The organism is uncultured Parvibaculum sp. (assembly GCF_963975745.1).
Lineage (GTDB): Bacteria > Pseudomonadota > Alphaproteobacteria > Parvibaculales > Parvibaculaceae > Parvibaculum.
Genome location: NZ_CAXBIB010000003.1, coordinates 200,023 through 217,898, shown reverse-complemented (window position 1 = coordinate 217,898; position 17,876 = coordinate 200,023). Strand labels below are relative to the sequence as shown.

Below are 17,876 nucleotides of genomic sequence, written 5' to 3'. Positions count from 1 at the left end.
CCGGAAACGGGGCCGGCAACCGCGCGGCCCGAAAAGTAACTATATATCATATAGATATGCCCCCGCCCGGAACAACCCGGGCCACGCAGAGCACCGCCACTTCGGCCGCCCCGCCGCGCTTCAGCGCCCGCGCACAGGCCTCCGCCGTCGCGCCGGTGGTCATCACATCATCGACCAGCACCACCTTGCGGCCATCGACAAACGCCGCCGCCCCGGCGGCAAGCCGGAAAGCGCCGGCCACGTTGCGCCGCCTGGCATCGGCGGTCAGGCCGACTTGCGGCCGGGTGGCCCGGACCCGCTGCAGCAGGTCGGGCCGGTGCGCCAGCCCGGTCAGCGCCGCCAGCCGCCGCGAAAGCTCCGCGGACTGATTGAACCGCCGCGAAAACAGACGCCGCTTGTGCAACGGCACCGGCACAAGGAGATCGGCATCGGCCAGCAATTCGGCACCGCTGCGCGCCAGCCAGCGCGCAAGGGCGGGCCCGGCTTCCATCCGGTCGCCATATTTGAAGCGGTGGAGCAAGGCGGCGCTGCGGTCGTTGTAGCGCATCACGGCCCGCGCCCGCGCATAAGCAGGCGGCTGCGCAAGCGCTACCGCGCTGACCGTCTCCGGGCCGGTATCGAAGGCGAAGGGCAGGCCGGTCACCGCGCAGAAGGGCCGCTCGATGAACTCGGCCTCGCTCCAGCAGCGGCCGCACAAGGCACCATGTGCATCGACGCCGCGTCCACAGCCGAGACAGAGTGGCGGCAAGGCGATGTCGGCAAACCGCAAGGCGTGCCGCCAACCGGCCGACCAGCTCTCAGAAATGTCCGCCGCAATCCCCATGCCGCCCCCGATCCTCTGCCAGACTAACATGGCGCGGGCCTTGCGGGCCACGGCAGGGCCCACCATGATGCGCGCCATGTCAGCCCCTGCCGCCATGCGCATTTTCGACCGCACGACCCATGCCCGCCACCGCGCGCGGGCGGCGGCCGGCTTTGCAGAGCATGATTTTCTGGTTCAGCGCGCGGCCACTGACATTGCCGAGCGCCTGGCCGGCATCAATCGCGACTTCGCCCTGGCGCTCGATCTTGGCTGCCACCGGGGGGCGCTCGCGACCGCCACCGCCGAACCCGGCATCAAGCGGCCGGCGTTCATCGTCTCGGCCGATATTGCGCCCGCCATGCTGGCCCATGCGCCGGGCCAGCGCGTGGCGGCCGACGAGGAGGCACTCCCCTTTCGCGACGGGAGCCTCGATCTCGTGACCAGCATCCTGTCGCTGCACTGGGTCAACGACCTGCCCGGTGCGCTGATCCAGATCCGCCGCGCCCTGAAAGCCGACGGGCTTTTCATGGCAGCCCTGTTCGGGGGTGAAACGCTGACCGAATTGCGGCAGTCACTGGCTCAGGCCGAGATCGAATGCGAAGGCGGCCTCAGTCCCCGGGTTTCGCCCTTTGCCGATATCCGCGACATCGGCAGCCTGATGCAGCGCGCGGGCTTCGCCCTGCCCGTCGTCGATGCCGACCGCGTGACGGTCCGCTATGCCGATCCGCTTCGTCTGATGGCCGAGCTTCGCGGCATGGGCGAGAGCAACGCACTCAGCGAGCGCCGCCGGACGCCGCTGCGCCGTGCGACATTGCTGCGCGCGGTCGAAATCTATCGTGAGAGGTTCGGACTGCCGGATGACCGTGTGCCGGCCACTTTCGAGATCGTCACGGCAACCGGCTGGGCACCGCACCAGAGCCAGCAACAGCCGCTGCAACCCGGCAGCGCCGCGACGCGGCTTGCCGACGCGCTGGGCTCCGAAGAACGCAAGGCCGGCGAGAAGACCGGTCGGGACGGTTGAAGCGGTATCCTAGAGGCCGACGGCCTCGGCGATCTTGCCGAACAGCGCCGTGTTGAGCGCTTCGCCGGCAATCCCGACAGCGATCGCGATCACAATCGACAGGCCGGCTGCGATCAACCCATATTCGATGGCGGTCGCACCGCCTTCATCAGCCGCAAACGACATCAACCGGCTTCTGAGCTTGCCCATCATCGCCCTCGTCCCTCCTCATCGATCGCGATGAGGAACGCAGGCACGCCCTCACAGCAAATCGCGCAACACGGCCACCAGCGGCTCGTCCGCCGGCGGCATCGGATAGGCCCGCAGACCGGCAGGCCTGACCCATTCGAGCGCCTGGCCCTCGCAGGACCGGACCTGACCCTCCCAGCGCCGGCAGACATAAAGCGGCATCAGGAGATGGAATTCCTCATAGGCATGGCTCGCAAAGGTCAGCGGTGCGAGACAGGCCCTGGTAACATCGATACCGAGTTCCTCATGAAGTTCCCGGATCAGCGTGTCTTCGGGCAATTCGCCCGGCTCCACCTTGCCACCCGGAAATTCCCAAAGACCCGCAAGCGGCTTGCCTTCGGGACGGCGGGCAATCAGCACCCGCCCATCGGCATCGACAAGCGCGCAAGCCGCAACAAGCAGGAGCCGCCTCGGCTCCCCTGTCCTGCTTTCGCGCTCATCGGCCATGCTGTTCCTGTCGGGTTAACGATTGGTGGCCGGCCGGGTATCAAGACCGCCCGCACCGTGTGCCTTGGTTAAATTGGGGTTACGCCGACCGCGTTCAGCTCCGGTAGTCGGCATTGATGCGGATATATTCGTAGGTGAGATCGCAGGTCCACACGACCGCCGACGACTTGCCGACCCCGACATCGACTTCGATATCGATTTCGCGCCCCTTCATGTGCCGGGCAACGGGCGCCTCGTCATAGCCGCGCACCGCCATGCCGCTGCGGGCCACGTCGATGCCGCCGATCCGGATCGCCAGCCGATCGCGATCCGCCGCCTCGCCGGACTTGCCGACGGCCATGACAATACGCCCCCAATTGGCGTCCTCGCCGGCAATCGCGGTCTTGACCAGCGGCGAATTGCCGATCGCCATGGCGATCCGCCGCGCGGCCTGATGGCTCTGCGCGCCGGACACGGCGATGCGCACGAACTTGGTCGCGCCTTCGCCGTCCTTGACCACCTGATGCGCGAGATCGAGCATCAACTCATCGAACGCCTGGCGGAATTCGCGCAGCCGCGGATCGCCTGCCCGCGTGATCGGCGTTTCGTCCGCCATCGCCGCTCCGGTTGCGAACGCCATGACGGTGTCGCTGGTAGAGGTGTCGCTGTCGACCGTGATGGCATTGAAGCTTTCCCGCGCGCCGAGCATCAGCAGCGTCTGCAGAATCTTCGACGGAATGGCCGCATCTGTGAAAATGAAGGCCAGCATGGTGGCAAGATCGGGAGCGATCATGCCCGAGCCCTTGGCGATACCGTTGATCGTGACCTCGGCCCCGCCGATCCGGACCCGCCGCGTCGCCAGCTTGGGATAGGTGTCGGTGGTCATGATGGCCCGCGCCGCCTCGTCCCAACGATCGGGCGCTGCGCCGGCAAGCGCCGTCGCGATACCTGCGACAAGCGGCGCCGGATCCATCGGCTGACCGATGACACCGGTCGACGCGATGAAGACATCGCGCTGCCGGCAATTGCCGGCTGCGGCCGCTGCCGAGGCGGTTGCCTTGACGGTGGCGATACCGGCCTTTCCCGTGAAGGCATTGGAATTGCCCGAATTGACAATCAGCATGCGGCCCTCGCCGCCATCGGCGAGATTGGCACGGCACCAGTCGACAGGCGCGGATGCCGTTTTCGAAGTCGTGAAAATGCCGGCCGCCTGCGTTCCCTCGATCATCCTTGCGACCAGCAGATCGGTACGTCCCTTGTATTTGATGCCGGCCGCCGCGACGCCCAGCGTGACGCCGCCGACCGCCGGCAATTCGGGAAAGCTTTGCGGCGCCAGCGGGGAGACCTTCGCGGCCGGCTTCTTTTTCGCCCGGGTCTTGGGCTTTACCGGCTTTTGCGGCCGCGCCAGCTTGCGTTGCGCCCGCGGCTGCCTGGCCTTGCTGCGCGGGCCCGCCTTGGCCTTGGGCTTGCTCTTCGCCTTGCCGCTGACCTTGCGCTTCGGCTTTGCCGATGCCCGAACGCTCGCGCGCGCACTCTTCTTGACCGCCATGACCGCCTCTGCCCCGAAACTGAAATCCGATTCCGCCCTTATTGCGCCTGCGGCACGATCTGCGGCCGCCCGCCAGACGGCGCCGATTCGACGCCGACCACGTCTATCTTCGCATCGGCACGCATTTTCTCCATGAGCTTTTGTCCTTCCGCGCGCACGATCGCGCGGACAATGTCCTCATGCGCCTCCTCGAGACTTGGCTTCGGCAGTGCGCGCGTATCGGCAAGCTGGATAATGTGCCAGCCGAAATCGGTCTGAACCGGCGGCGAGATCTCGCCGGGCTGCAGCGCAAACACCGCATCGCCGAATGCCGGCACCATCTCCTCGCGACGGAACCAGCCGAGATCGCTGTCTTCGGGCGTGCCGGCACCGCCGCCATAGCGGGTAACCGCATCGTCGAAGCTCAGACCGCCCGCGATCTCGGCCGCGATCTTGTCGGCTTCCGCCCTGCTCTGCACCAGGATGTGCCGCGCATTCGCCTCCTTTTCGGCCGGCGCCTTGGCGATGTTGGTCTCGTACCAGGCTGCGACCGCCGCGTCGGAGACCTTGTCCTGCATCAGTTGCGACCAATAGAAGTCGCGCAACGCCTTTTCGCCGAAATAGGCGCGGCGGCGCTGGACTTCGGGGTGGTCCTCGACCTGGGCGGCCCGCGCGGCCTCGGCCACGACGCGCCGGTCGATCAGCATGCCGAGCAGATACTGGAATCGCATCTCGGGTTCGAGCCGCGCCAGCGCCGCGCCCATCTCTTCATCCGCCATGGCCACGTCCGAATAGCGGATCGGCGTCCCCTGAACCGTCACAATGACAGCGTCCTGTCCATCATCCTGGGCCTGGGCCGGCGCGACAAACCCACCGGCAAGAAACGGGACGGCAAGCGGGAGGGCCAGCGCAAGAGCGGTCAGACGGCGCAAAAAGAACATCGGGGAACCTTCCTGTAACGTGATCCGGGGCCCCGTCTCGGGGGCCGGTTGCGGCTGCCGGCCGGTCTGTCGCCGACCGCCAGTTGAAATAGGCCGCGCTTTCGAGGCGGAATTTTGGCGCGCCATCATGGGCCCGCCATCCGGGTCGCACAAGCACCGGCCCATTACAGTAAATTAAAGAAAATCCGCCGCTTTCCGCCCTTCACGAGCCGGCCCGCCGGGCCCGGTTTCATTGACAAGGCATCGGCGCCCCCTTACATCGGGAGCGCACCGCATAGAGGATTTTGACCTGATGGCAAGCTTTGGCGCGTTCGCCAAGCGTCTTTTCGGCTCATCCAACGACCGAAGGATCAAGGCTTACAAGGCCCGGGTCGAGGCGATCAACGCCCTCGAGCCGGAACTGGCTCAACTGGACGACGCAGCCCTGCGCGGCAAGACGGCCGAATTCCGGGCCCGCCTCGAGGCGGGCGCGGCACTGGACGACCTCCTGCCGGAGGCCTTTGCGACGGTGCGCGAGGCTGCCAAGCGCACGCTGGGCCAGCGGCACTACGACGTGCAGCTGATCGGCGGCATGGTGCTTCACGAAGGCAACATCTCGGAGATGAAGACCGGCGAAGGCAAGACGCTGGTCTCGACCCTTGCGGCCTATCTGAACGCGTTGCCGGGCAAGGGTGTCCACCTGGTCACCGTCAACGATTACCTGGCCAAGCGCGACGCCGAATGGATGGGCGAGATCTATCGTTTCCTCGGCCTCAATGTCGGCGTGATCATGCACGGCCTCGACGACAACCAGCGTCGCGAAGCCTATGCCGCCGACATCACCTACGGCACCAACAACGAATACGGCTTCGACTATCTGCGCGACAACATGAAATACCAGCTCGCCTCGATGGTGCAGCGCGGACATCATTTCGCGATCGTCGACGAAGTCGACTCGATCCTGATCGACGAAGCCCGCACGCCTCTGATCATTTCCGGCCCGCTCGACGACAAGTCCGATCTCTATCTCTCGATCGACGAGATCATTCCGGATATTGCCGAGACAGATTACGAGATGGACGAGAAGGCGCGTACCGTCAATCTCACCGATGACGGCAATGAGCATGTCGAGGAACTGCTGCGTGCCCGCAACATTCTGACCGAGGGCAATCTCTACGACATCGAGAACATCACGATCGTCCATCACGTCAACAATGCATTGCGTGCCAACAAGCTGTTCCAGAAGGACAAGGACTACATCGTCAAGGCCGGCAAGGTGATCATCATTGACGAATTCACCGGCCGCATGATGGAAGGCAGACGCTATTCCGATGGATTGCACCAGGCGCTCGAAGCCAAGGAGCGCGTGCAGATCCAGCCCGAAAACCAGACGCTGGCCTCGATCACCTTCCAGAACTATTTCCGGATGTACAAGAGACTGTCCGGCATGACCGGCACGGCGCTGACGGAAGCTTCGGAATTCGGCGACATCTACAATCTCGAAGTGCTCGAGATTCCGACCAACCAGCCCGTCGCCCGCGTCGACGAGGACGACGAGGTCTACCGTTCGACGCGCGAGAAGTACGACGCCATCATTCTCCAGATCGAGGATTGCGCCAAACGCGGACAACCGGTCCTGGTGGGCACGACCTCGATCGAGAAATCGGAGAGGCTGGCCGAGCTTCTGAAGCAGAAGAAGGTCAAGCACAACGTCCTCAACGCACGGTATCACGAACAGGAAGCGCACATCATCGCGCAAGCCGGCGTGCCGGGCGGCGTGACAATCGCCACCAACATGGCCGGCCGCGGCACCGACATTCAGCTCGGCGGCAATCTCGACATGCGCATCGCCGATGAAACAGCCGGCATCGAAGATGAAGCCGCCCGCGCGCGCAAGATCGCGGAAGTGAAGGCCGACGTCGCAGCGAAGAAAGAGCGCGCACTCGCGGCCGGCGGTCTCTATGTCATCGGCACCGAGCGGCACGAAAGCCGCCGCATCGACAATCAGCTGCGGGGCCGGTCCGGCCGCCAGGGCGATCCGGGCCGTTCGAAATTCTATCTGTCGCTTGAAGACGACCTGATGCGCATTTTCGGCACCGACCGCATGGACGGCATGCTGCAGAAACTGGGGCTCCAGGAAGGCGAAGCGATCGTCCATCCGTGGATCAACAAGGCGCTCGAAAAGGCGCAGCAGAAGGTCGAGGCGCGCAACTTCGACATCCGCAAGAACCTGCTGAAGTTCGACAACGTCATGAACGATCAGCGCCGCGCGATTTTCGAGCAGCGCATCGAACTGATGAAGGCCGAGGACGTATCCGAAACCGTCGGCGACATGCGCCGCCAGGTCATCGACGACATGGTCGCGCTGCATGTGCCGGAAAAGGCCTATGCCGAACAATGGGACATGGTGGGCCTGAAGGCTGAAGTCGAGAAGACGCTCGGCCTCGATCTCCCGGTGGAAGGCTGGGCCGAGGAAGAAGGCATTGCGGAGGAGGAAATCCGCGAGCGCCTTTATGCGGCGACCGACCGCCACATGGCGGCCAAGTCCGCGCAGATCGGACCCGACCTGATGCGTCAGGTCGAAAAGGCCGTGCTGTTGCAGACGCTCGACATGCACTGGCGCGAGCATCTGATGATGCTGGACCATCTGCGCCAGGCCGTGGGCCTGCGTGGCTACGGCCAGCGCGATCCGCTGAACGAGTACAAGTCGGAGGCCTTCGAGCTGTTCGAAAGCCTGCTGCGCCGCCTGCGCGAGGACGTGACACGGCAACTAGCGGTCGCCCAATTCGTGACCGAAGCGCAGGCGCCGCGTATCGAGGATGCACCGCTGCCCGAAATGCATGCGCATCACATGGATCCGGCGACCGGCGAGGACGAAATGGGCGACGGCGACACGGCAACCCTGCAGCGCCCGGTCCGCAACGATCCGGGGGTGGCGCTCAACCCCGGCGATCCCGCGACATGGGGCAAGACATCGCGCAATGCGCCCTGCCCTTGCGGTTCGGGCAAGAAATACAAGCACTGCCACGGCGCGATCTGACGCCAGCTGTTGCCTTTCGAAACCGAAAGAGCCGCGCCCGGAAACGGGCGCGGCTCTTTCCATTTGAATGGCAGCAAGCCGCTAGGGCCGGATGCCCGCTTCACCGGAAGCTTTCAGCGCATGACCGGCAAGAAAGTAGTGGGCCGCCGCCCAGAGATTGAGCATCGCCGTGCCGAACAGCGCCCAGCGCAGCGACTGATTGCCGAAATCGAAACTGAAGTACAGCACGTCCGACAGGATGCCGACGAATTGCGGGCCGAAGCCGAGGCCGATGATGTTGATGATGAACAGCATCACGGCCGAGGCCAGCGCACGCTTGGCCGGAGGCGTCAGCGTCTGGATCATCGCGAAGCTTGGCCCCAGATAGAAGGCGCCGAGAAATGCGATCGGCACATAGACGACCCAGAGGATCGAGACCGGATAGCCGAACGCATGGAAGGCAGGCCAGTTGTCGATCAGGTAGAAGACGACGATGAAGGGAACCACCGCCACCTTGGCCCAGGCGACGACCCAGCTGTTCCAGCGCACATCCTTCCTGGCGAGATGGTCGGTCAGCCGGCCGCCGATATAGGCCCCGAGCCCGCCAACGATGCCGACCAGCGGCGCGAGGAACGAGGAGACTTCCCCGATCGACATGCCATGAGTGCGGATCAGGAAGGCCGGGCCCCAGATGACGCCGCCATAGCCGACGAACGAAGTCAACGTGACGCCTGCCACCACATGCCGTGTCGGCGCCGTTCGCCAGAGATGCGCAAAACCGTCCCTGACGACGGCGCGAGCCGCCCGGAAATCGGCGATCTCGACCTTGGCCGGTGCCATGCCGTCGGCATGGCCTCGCGGCGGCTCGACCAGCGTGTAGCGCACGATCAGCGCCAGCACCAGACCCGGCAGGCCCACCACGAAGAAGGCCGCACGCCAGCCGTACCACTCGGCAACCCAGCCGCCGACCAGAAAGCCGATCATCACGCCGAAATAGACACCCAGAGAGTAGATCGCCATGGCGCTGGCGCGCTCTTCGGGCGGATACATGTCGGCGATCATCGAATGGGAGGGCGGCGTCGAACCGGCCTCGCCGATACCGACGCCGATACGCGCCGCGGCCATCTGCACGAAATTCTGCGCCAGACCGCAAAGCGCCGTCATGCCGCTCCAGATCGCGATCGCATAGGCAATGATGTTGCGCCGGTTGCCGCGATCGGCCCAGAGCGCGATCGGGATGCCCAGCGTCGCATAAAACACCGCGAAGGCGATGCCCGACAGGAAACCGATCTGCGTGTCGGAAAGAAGCAGGTCGCGTTTGATCGGCTCGACGAGAATGCCGACAATATTGCGGTCGACATGGCTCGACGTGTAGCCGAGCACGAGCACGAACAGCGCATAGCGCCTGTAGGCCGGTGAGAAGGCGGCCGGCGCCGCCTGACCTGTCGGTGCAATATCGGCCATTCCCCGGGTCCCCCTCCACATTTCCGAGCGGTCACATTACGTTTGTCTGCCGCTCCCGGCAATCGCTTGCGGGCAGGCGCACCCCTGCCATAATCCGATCAAACAGAAACGACCCGCCGAGGAGGCCACGCCCCATGTCATCGCCCACACCCTTCACCGTCGACATTCCGCAGGAAAAGATCGACACAATCCTGAAAGAGGTCCGCGCCTATGAATGGCACGAGATGCCCGAGATCGCGCCAGACGGCGACCGCTGGGCCTATGGCACGGACATGGACTACATGCGTGAACTTTGCGGCTACTGGACGGAGAGTTTCGACTGGCGTGCGGCGGAGGCGAAGCTAAATGCCGTCCCGCAGTTCCTCGCGGAAGTGGACGGGCTGACAGTCCATTTCATCCACGTCAAAGGCTCGGGCGCCAACCCTGAAACGTTACTGCTCACCCATGGCTGGCCGGGTTCCGTCTTCGAGTTCTACGACGCGATCGAAACTCTGGCTCACCCGGAGAAATTCGGCGGCAAGGCGGAAGACGGGATCAACCTCGTCATTCCCTCGCTGCCGGGCTATGGCTTCTCGGGCAAGCCCAAAAAGCCGATGGGCCCGCGTGCCACCGCCGCGCTCTGGGACAAGTTGATGCGGGAGGTGCTCGGCTACGAAACCTACATCGCGCAAGGCGGCGACTGGGGCTCGGTTGTCACCGGCTGGCTTGGCTATGAGCATGGCGTGGACAAGAAGGGCGGCTGCAAGGCGATCCACGTCAACATGAACGGGCTGCGCCCGCCCGCACTGCCGGAGACGGAGGAAGAAGTGGCCTGGACCGATGCAGCGGCCGCCGCCTTCGCTTTCGACGGAGCCTATCTCCAGATTCAGATGACGAAACCGCAAACGCTTTCCTATGCGATGATGGACAGTCCCGTGGGCGCAACGGCATGGATTGTCGAGAAGTTCCATTCATGGTCCGACCGTCGGCATGGCGAGGTGCCGGGCCATCTGGAAAATGCATTTTCCAAAGATGCCATGCTGACGGGCATCATGATCTATCTCGTGACCCGTAGCTTCAACACGGCAATCTGGTTCTATCGTGGCATGATGGAGGAAGGCGGCACCAGCATGGCCCCCGGAACAAGGGTGGAGGTACCGACCGGTATGGCGAAGTTCCCACAGGAGGCGCAGGCCTATTGCATCGGGCCGCGCAGCTACATGGAAAAGGGCTTCAACATCGTGCACTGGTCCGAGCTTGACCGCGGCGGCCACTTCGCCGCCTGGGAGACAGGCCGTCTCTTTGCCGATGAAGTGATGAACTTCGTGAAGAAGATCAAAGGCTGAAAAGTTCCATGACCCATCGCATTGTGCCGGCCGATCCCTTCACGATTCGCATTTCCGAGGCGGAAGTCACCGACCTCAAGCGGCGCCTGCGCGCCACACGCTTCCCGAACGAACCGCTCGGCAACGAAAGTTGGGAATACGGAACGAACCTCGCCTACATGGAACGTCTCATCGAATACTGGCGCGACGATTTCGATTGGCGGAAGGCGGAGGAGAACCTCAACCGCTTTCCGCAATTCCTGACGACACTCACCGACGCCGACGATGAAGATCACACGATCCACTTCCTCTATGAACGCGGCTCCGGCGACAACGCGATCCCGCTGGTCCTGACGCATGGCTGGCCCTCGACCTTCCGCGAATTCCTCGACGTGGTCGATCCACTGGCCCATCCCGAGAAATATGGGCGCGAAGGCCCCGCCTTCGACGTCGTCGTACCCTCGCTGATCGGCTACGGCTTTTCCTCATTGCCGCGAAAGCCGATCGGCCCCGCCGCCATCGCCGATCTCTGGCACCGTCTGATGACCGAAGTGCTCGGATACGATCGCTATGCGGCACAGGCCGGCGATTGGGGCAGCTTCGTGACCTCACGGCTGGCGCTGCAGCATGCCGACGCGCTGCTCGGCATTCACCTGACCATGCTGCCGCTCCGGCCGACGCTGAAACACGAAAGCCAGCCGCCGGTCAGCGAGGAAGAGGGCCGCTGGATCGCCGAGATGCAGAAATGGTGGCGTCAGGAGGAAGGCTATCGTTCGATCCAGTCGACCAAGCCGATGGCGCTGGCTTTCGGTCTGACCGACAGTCCGGCCGGCCTCGCCGGCTGGCTGGCCGACAAGTACTACCGTCTCGGCGACACCGACAAGCGCACGACGATGGACGGCATGATAGCGCGCTTCCCCTTCGACGACATCCTGACCCAGTTCTCGATCTACTGGTTCACCGGAACGATCAATTCGGCCAACACGCTCTACAAGGCAGGGCCCGCCGAAGGTTCGGCCGCGCTGAAGCCGGGGGAAAAGGTGACGGTGCCGACCGCCTATTCCGAGTATCCCATCGACGTGCTGCCGGATACGCCGCGCAGCTGGGCAGAGCGCAGCTACAACATCGTCCGCTGGAAGATCATGGACAGGGGAGGTCACTTTGCGGCCATGGAAGAGCCGGAGCTCTTTGCCGACGACGTCCGCACGGCCTTCGCCGAAATGGATATCGGCTAGCCCCGCAGCGCCAACCGGAAATCAGGACAGTCCCAGCCGTCCCATTGCGAGAAACTTTTCCCGCCTGACGCGCCGGAGCGAATCGGCGTCGAGCTTTTCGAGGCCGCGCAACTCCTCGGCAATGGCGTCACCCGTTTCCTTGATCGTCTGGTTGCGCTCGCGATGCGCGCCGCCCACAGGCTCCGGCAAGACCCGGTCGATGACGCCGAGTTCGTGAAGATTCTGCGCCGTGATCTTCATCGCCGTCGCCGCATCCTTCGACTTGTCGGAACTGCGCCAGAGGATCGAGGCCGCACCTTCGGGTGAGATCACGCTGTAAACGGAATGTTCGAGCATCAGAACGCGATTGGCCGTGGCCAACGCCACGGCGCCACCCGAACCGCCTTCGCCGATAATGACCGAAACCAGCGGAACGCCCAGCGACAGGCAGCGGTCGGTCGAACGCGCAATCGCCTCGGCGACGCCGCGCTCCTCGCTGTCCATGCCCGGATAGGCGCCCGAGGTGTCGACCAGCGTCACCACCGGAATACCGAACCGCTCGGCCGTCGTCATCAGCCGGATCGCCTTGCGGTAACCCTCCGGACGCCCCATGCCGAAATTCCGCTTCATGCGGCTCTGCGTGTCCGATCCCTTTTCATGTCCGATGAACATGACCGATCGGCCGCGAAAGCGCCCCAGCCCACCGACGATCGCCGCATCTTCGCCATAGAGCCTGTCGCCAGCGAGCGGCGTGAAATCTTCGACCAGGCGCTCGATATAGTCGAGAAAATGCGGTCGTGCCGGATGCCGGGCGACCTGCACCTTTTGCCAAGGGGTCAGCGCCGCATAGATGTCGCGCAGGAGCTGAGCCGACTTCTGTTCGAGCTTGGCCACTTCGTCGGAAATGCTGACGGACGGATCATCATGCGCAAGGAGCTTCAGCTCCTGCACCTTGCCTTCCAGTTCCGCAATCGGTTTCTCGAAGTCGAGGTAGGTGTGCATCGCGCTCCGGCAACTCCCGCCCGCCCGCGAACCCGGCAACATGCCGGGAAGGCCCGGCCGCGGGCCCGCTTTTTCGCAAGTGCGCGGCACACTGGCCCGCGCCCGCGCCCTTGTCAACCGCGCTGTCCCATAAGGGTAAATGGCGGAATCCTGCGGCTCGCGGCCTTCCCCGCGTACAGCTGTCACAACTCCGGCCGCTGCCGCGTCTTGAGGACGAAACGCCACACTCCGGAGCACAGCCATGAACACCCGCGCGAGCCGACACCCGACCCTGCGTCTCCCCAAAGCCGTCGCGCTCGGCCTCTGGGGCACACTCTGGCTCGGCAACGCCCTCTGGATGCTGGCCGATCCCGCCGGCTGGTATGCCGGCGTCGATGGCGTGGCCAATACCGGCCCCTACAATCCGCATTTCGTCCGCGATATCGGCATGGCCTATCTGACGCTTGCACTGCTGGCCTTCGCGGCAATCCGCTGGACCGCCCATGCGGTGGCGCTGATCGGCGCCGGCACGCTGTTCCTCGGCCTCCATGCAATCTTGCACATCTGGGACATCGCGGCCACGCGCCTTCCGGCCGAACACATCCTGATGGACATGCCGGGCGTCTTTCTGCCGGTCCTGGTGGGCGCATCGCTGATGTGGTGGTGCCTGCCCGTCCGCAGTTGAACCCACAACAAAGGAGACGAACATGTTCGGATTTCTTGCCCGCCGCCTCATCGACGCACAGGAACGGATGACCGGATCGAGTGCAGACTATGCACGTGACCTCCATGCCGGTTCGCCCGGCGCCTTCTGGCGCTTCGTGATTTCCACGACGTCGACCCGCTATGTAAAGACGCTACCGCCGGAAGTCTATTGCGTCGCGGGCCTTGCCGCGCTGCGTGCCGAGGATTGCGGGCCTTGCGTCCAGATCGGCGTCAACCTCGCGCTCGCGCAAGGCATCGCGCCCGCCGTGATCCGCGCCGCCGCAACCGGCGACACGGCATCGCTCAGCGAAGAAAACAGGCTGGCTTATGACTTCGCCCATGCGGTCGCGACGGGTGACTTCCGCGCCGAGGAACTTCGGCCCATGATCGAGCGCAACTGGGGCAAGGCCGGCCTTGCCGAACTGGCGCTGGAGATTGCAACCGTGCGGGCCTATCCGGCAATGAAGCGCGCCTTGGGTTATGCTCGAACCTGCCAGCGCGTCGTCATTGGAGACGAAATCGCCGACGCGCGGCCAAGGGAGGCGACGGCGTGACTGCGGGGACGAATTCGACGGAGAGCGACGCGGTATTCGAAAACCACCGCGCCCGCGCCTTTTCGGTCGCTTACCGCATCCTCGGCTCGGTAAGCGACGCCGAGGACACCGTGCAGGACGCCTGGTTCCGCTGGCGCCGGTCGGACATTTCCGCGATCCGCAATCCGGAGGCCTGGCTGGTGACGACCGTCGCACGGCTCGCCATAGACCAGCTGCGCGCCGCCCGTGCGCGCCGAGAAACCTATGTCGGCTCATGGCTTCCCGAACCCATCGTCACCGCCGCCCAGGAAACCGACCCCACACCTGAAGAACGGCTCTTGCTGGCAGACGACATATCGATGGCACTGCTGCATCTTCTCGAGCGGCTCGCCCCGGAAGAGCGGGCGGCCTTCCTGCTGCATGACGCTTTCGACTATGACTATGGCGAACTGGCTGCGCTGCTCGGCAAATCGGAAGCAGCCTGCCGGCAGACGGTCAGTCGCGCCCGTCGCCGGGTCCATGACACACATCCCCGTTTCGACACCAGCGCGCGCGAACATGCGCGCCTGTCGGCCGCCTTCAATGCCGCAATCTCGGCGGCAGACCCGCAGGCGCTGATCGCCTGCCTCGCCGAGAATGTCACACTCTACTCAGACGGCGGCGGCAAGGCGATCGCGGCGCTCAAGCCGATCCATGGCGCCGATCGCGTGATGCGGTTCTTTTTTGGTGTAATGAAAAAAAGGCCCGAGGCCTTCAGCATCGTGCCGGCAAGGATCAATGGCCTGCCCGGCTTCGTCATGCGGGAGGGCGTCGCAATCCACTCGACACTTGGCTTTGCCGTGATCGACGGAAGAATTTCAGCGCTCTACATGACGCGCAATCCCGACAAGCTTGCGCATATAGACCATGATCCGAAACCTCAGGACGCCTTGTCCTTCTTCGCCAGGGGATGATGGGTCTCCACAAGCTCTTTCAGCCGCTCGTCCAGTACATGTGTATAGATCTGGGTCGTCGAGATATCGGCGTGGCCAAGCATCTGCTGCACCGCGCGCAGATCGGCACCATTGGCCAGCAAATGGCTTGCGAAAGCATGTCGCAACGTGTGCGGCGATACACGTGATGGATCAAGGCCAGCGGCAGCCGCAAGGTCTTTCAGCAATTGCGCAAAACGATGCCGCGTCAAGTGACCCTGCCGGCCGCGGGACGGAAACAGCCATGGCGACCCCTTGTCGCCAAGCCGCTGATCGCGCAAAGGCAGATAGGCATCGATCGCAGCACGTGCGGTTTCCGACAGCGGCACCAGCCGCTCGCGTCCGCCCTTGCCGCTGACCGCGAGAAACCGCTCATCGCCACGAACAGCCGAAAGCGGCAGGCCGACCAGCTCCGAGACGCGCAAGCCGGTCGCATACAGAACTTCCATCAGACAGACGAGCCGCGCGCGCTTGTAAGCGAGAACAGCCTCTTCATGCGTACGTCCGTCCGCCGCGCGCCGGGCGGCCGCCAGCAGCCCGTCCACTTCGTCGACACTGAGCGTCTTCGGGAGCGGCCGCGCGCGGCGCGGTCCCTCGATCGAACCGCAGGGATCGTCCTTGCGCACACCATCGGCAAAAAGAAATCCATGAAACTGCCGAATTGCCGAAAGTCGCCGCGCGGCCGTTGAAGCCGACAATCCCTGCCCGGCGACATGCTCGAGATAGTCACGAATGTCCTTTGCCGTCGCCTCGGTCTGCGTCTTTCCGCATGTCGCAAGAAACGCCGAAAAGTCTCGCAGGTCGCGCTCATAGGCGTCGAGCGTGTTGCGTGCCGCCCCCCGCTCGGCGCTCAGCATTTCGAGAAAGGCCTCAAGGTGAAGCCCGCGCTGCGCGGATACTTTCGACATTCCAATCACCCGATGTTACTCAACCACGTCCGGCATAGCTGCGCGCCAGAAGCGCTTCAAGAGCGAGTCGCCGGGCCTCGCTTTCAAGACCGATCGCCTTCAGGCTGGCCACCGCCTGCGCCACCGCTCTTGGATGCGCGGCGCCGGGTCCGCCCGGACCCAGCACGTCGAGTGTCAGCAAAATCGTCTCGCCGACGGCTTTCTTGTGACCGGCCATCTGCAGTTGATTGAGCTGCGCCTCGGTCGACGCGTCGCCCGACAGGACATTGCGCGCATCAAGCAGCGCTTCCCATACCTCCGGCGTCGGCGAATGCCCGAGCGCATCGAGAAGCAATGCTTCACAGGCTGCAAAGGCTTGCGCCGCGCGCTCACCGGAACGCAGATCGGCGACAATATCGGCCGACACACGCTCTGCATCGAATCCGGAAGCCGTTGCCCCGGAAATCCGCATTAATGCGGCAAATTCGCGACCATCGCGACCGAATCCGGGCGCATATTGCGTCAGTGCATACCACTCGGCAGCCTTCGCGCTCTCCCCCAACGCAAGAAACGCACGCGTTGCGCTCGCGGCCATCGGACGCAGAGCATCGGACGGCGTCATGCTGCCAAGATCGCTATATAGTGCTTCGATTGTCGGATAGTAGAGGCTGGCCGACTCCGCCGTGGCAAAGGCAAGCTTGAAAAGACGGATTCGGTCGTCGGCGGCAACGGCTCCATCGATCGCCTGGTGGATCATTGCACGCCGAAGTGGCGATATTTCAGGAATATCGGAGGTCAGAAGACCGGCCATCTGTTCGTCGGTAAAGGCCGGCATCCGGTAGTAAGTGGCAAGTTCGCGGCCGTCGATCAGATCGTAGCGTGCCGCCCGCTCGGCCACCGCCAGCCGCACTTCATCGCTTAAATCGCCATTGTGCAGAAGCCCCCGCAAGAGGGCCGCTTCGGCAATCTCGGCAACATTGCCCGGCAGATTTCTGCCGGCCAGCCGGTAGAAAGCAGCATCGGCAATGCCGAGCGCATTGGGCTCCGGCGCGCGCAGAATGATTCCCGCGGCCGCCTCGCTCGCCAGCGAAAAAAACAAGGCATCGCTCAGACCCTCCTCGCGGGCGAGGTCGAGCGTCAGGTTGGCGATTTCGGGGTTTCCGGCGACGATCTGGCAATAGGTCGCAAGCTTGACGGCAAAGGCAGCCATATCGTTCCGCGCCGGATCGTTACCGGGTGGAATATCGGAAAGTGCCGCACAGGCACGATTGTCATCGCCAACCGCCAGCGCCGCACGCGCCAGTTCGACAGCAATCTGCGGCGAGCGGGCAGCACCACCGGCCGCCGCCAGTTGCAGCGCCGCGTCCACATGGCCGGCAGCCAGCAACCTGTTCAACCGGGCCGCCAGAAGCGGCACTCCGCTCCCCGCTCCCTCGGGCGGACGCGCACCGGTCAGCAACAGACGGCGTGTCAGATCGGCCATCACGGGAGAACCGGTCGCGACCGGAAGTCGCATCAGGTAGATTTCGATATCGGCACGCGAAGCGCCCTGCCACATGGCCGGCCCAAAACCACCCTCCTGCATCCCTATCAAACCGACGCTTGACGTATCGACGCCCGACAGGGTGCCGACCTGGACATCGGTCCGCGCCGCGCCGGGCACGGCGCTGAGCATGCGAACAGCAGGTTCACCGGATTGCTGGCCTGTGGGGAACAGTTGCGACGGCACCACGGGCACGGCAGATGGCAATTCGGACGCAGGCAAGCCCGAGGCCGGTGTCGTTGCGCCATAGCCCGGAGGCACGATGCTCTGCGGCCCGGCCGGCGAAGATACCGGCGCACGCGCCGGCTCCATGCCTGGCGGCGCCTGAAG

The 17,876-nt window shown here is 64.3% G+C and carries 16 protein-coding genes; 7 read left to right on the top strand and 9 right to left on the bottom strand.

The window, feature by feature from the left end; genetic code table 11:
* Positions 1-46: 46 nt before the first annotated feature.
* On the bottom strand, positions 47-919 hold the full coding sequence (locus AAC071_RS04090) for a ComF family protein (RefSeq protein ID WP_339830292.1): 873 nt from the start codon (positions 917-919) through the stop codon (positions 47-49).
* Here AAC071_RS04090 and AAC071_RS04085 point away from each other — a divergent pair.
* Positions 900-1,823 carry a methyltransferase domain-containing protein gene (locus AAC071_RS04085; protein WP_339830290.1) on the top strand — a complete coding sequence of 308 codons (924 nt, stop codon included), beginning with the start codon at positions 900-902 and terminating at the stop codon, positions 1,821-1,823. The two genes, AAC071_RS04090 and AAC071_RS04085, sit on opposite strands and share 20 nt — an antisense overlap.
* A gap of 9 nt (positions 1,824-1,832) precedes the next feature.
* Here the strand turns inward: AAC071_RS04085 and AAC071_RS04080 are convergent, their stop codons facing one another.
* From AAC071_RS04080 to AAC071_RS04065, 4 genes are all read right to left on the bottom strand, one after another.
* Positions 1,833-2,012, bottom strand: coding sequence for a Flp family type IVb pilin (locus tag AAC071_RS04080; protein ID WP_339830287.1), 180 nt, complete (start codon positions 2,010-2,012; stop codon positions 1,833-1,835).
* 51 nt (positions 2,013-2,063) lie between these two features.
* On the bottom strand, positions 2,064-2,498 hold the full coding sequence (locus AAC071_RS04075) for a (deoxy)nucleoside triphosphate pyrophosphohydrolase (protein ID WP_339830285.1): 435 nt from the start codon (positions 2,496-2,498) through the stop codon (positions 2,064-2,066).
* Between the two features lie 94 nt (positions 2,499-2,592).
* A complete protein-coding gene (gene argJ, locus AAC071_RS04070; protein ID WP_339830283.1) occupies positions 2,593-4,026 on the bottom strand; it encodes a bifunctional glutamate N-acetyltransferase/amino-acid acetyltransferase ArgJ in 1,434 nt (477 codons plus the stop codon).
* A 38-nt stretch (positions 4,027-4,064) separates the two neighbouring features.
* Positions 4,065-4,946, bottom strand: a complete 882-nt coding sequence (locus tag AAC071_RS04065) for a peptidyl-prolyl cis-trans isomerase (protein ID WP_339830281.1) — start codon at positions 4,944-4,946, stop codon at positions 4,065-4,067.
* Between the two features lie 292 nt (positions 4,947-5,238).
* On the opposite strand from AAC071_RS04065, the gene secA reads away from it, so the two are divergent.
* Positions 5,239-7,965: a preprotein translocase subunit SecA gene (gene secA / locus AAC071_RS04060; protein ID WP_339830280.1), complete on the top strand. Its 2,727-nt coding sequence runs from the start codon at positions 5,239-5,241 to the stop codon at positions 7,963-7,965.
* An 81-nt stretch (positions 7,966-8,046) separates the two neighbouring features.
* On the opposite strand, the gene AAC071_RS04055 is transcribed toward secA, so the two are convergent.
* Positions 8,047-9,408: an MFS transporter gene (locus AAC071_RS04055; RefSeq protein ID WP_339830278.1), complete on the bottom strand. Its 1,362-nt coding sequence runs from the start codon at positions 9,406-9,408 to the stop codon at positions 8,047-8,049.
* A gap of 134 nt (positions 9,409-9,542) precedes the next feature.
* Here AAC071_RS04055 and AAC071_RS04050 point away from each other — a divergent pair, with 134 nt between their 5' ends.
* Positions 9,543-10,733 (top strand): epoxide hydrolase family protein, encoded by a 1,191-nt coding sequence (locus AAC071_RS04050; protein WP_339830276.1) that lies wholly within the window; start codon positions 9,543-9,545, stop codon positions 10,731-10,733.
* 8 nt (positions 10,734-10,741) lie between these two features.
* Positions 10,742-11,947: an epoxide hydrolase family protein gene (locus AAC071_RS04045; RefSeq protein ID WP_339830274.1), complete on the top strand. Its 1,206-nt coding sequence runs from the start codon at positions 10,742-10,744 to the stop codon at positions 11,945-11,947.
* A 21-nt stretch (positions 11,948-11,968) separates the two neighbouring features.
* On the opposite strand, the gene AAC071_RS04040 is transcribed toward AAC071_RS04045, so the two are convergent.
* Complete coding sequence (locus tag AAC071_RS04040) at positions 11,969-12,928, bottom strand: acetyl-CoA carboxylase carboxyltransferase subunit alpha (protein ID WP_339830272.1); 960 nt, start codon at positions 12,926-12,928, stop codon at positions 11,969-11,971.
* Positions 12,929-13,169: 241 nt separating this feature from the next.
* Between AAC071_RS04040 and AAC071_RS04035 the strand changes: the two genes are divergently transcribed.
* Genes AAC071_RS04035 through AAC071_RS04025 form a run of 3 tightly spaced genes read left to right on the top strand, consistent with a single transcriptional unit; the run spans position 13,170 to position 15,098 of the window.
* Positions 13,170-13,592 carry a hypothetical protein gene (locus tag AAC071_RS04035; RefSeq protein WP_339830270.1) on the top strand — a complete coding sequence of 141 codons (423 nt, stop codon included), beginning with the start codon at positions 13,170-13,172 and terminating at the stop codon, positions 13,590-13,592.
* A gap of 22 nt (positions 13,593-13,614) precedes the next feature.
* Positions 13,615-14,166 carry a hypothetical protein gene (locus AAC071_RS04030; protein WP_339830268.1) on the top strand — a complete coding sequence of 184 codons (552 nt, stop codon included), beginning with the start codon at positions 13,615-13,617 and terminating at the stop codon, positions 14,164-14,166.
* Positions 14,163-15,098: a sigma-70 family RNA polymerase sigma factor gene (locus tag AAC071_RS04025; protein WP_339830266.1), complete on the top strand. Its 936-nt coding sequence runs from the start codon at positions 14,163-14,165 to the stop codon at positions 15,096-15,098. The genes AAC071_RS04030 and AAC071_RS04025 overlap by 4 nt, the downstream gene beginning before the upstream one ends.
* Here AAC071_RS04025 and xerD read toward each other — a convergent pair.
* Together xerD and AAC071_RS04015 are read right to left on the bottom strand one after the other, a co-directional pair.
* Entirely contained in the window at positions 15,065-16,024 is a 960-nt protein-coding gene (gene xerD / locus AAC071_RS04020; protein WP_339830264.1) for a site-specific tyrosine recombinase XerD, read from the bottom strand. The two genes, AAC071_RS04025 and xerD, sit on opposite strands and share 34 nt — an antisense overlap.
* Before the next feature lie 19 nt (positions 16,025-16,043).
* Positions 16,044-17,858, bottom strand: coding sequence for a hypothetical protein (locus AAC071_RS04015; protein ID WP_339830262.1), 1,815 nt, complete (start codon positions 17,856-17,858; stop codon positions 16,044-16,046).
* Positions 17,859-17,876 lie beyond the last annotated feature (18 nt).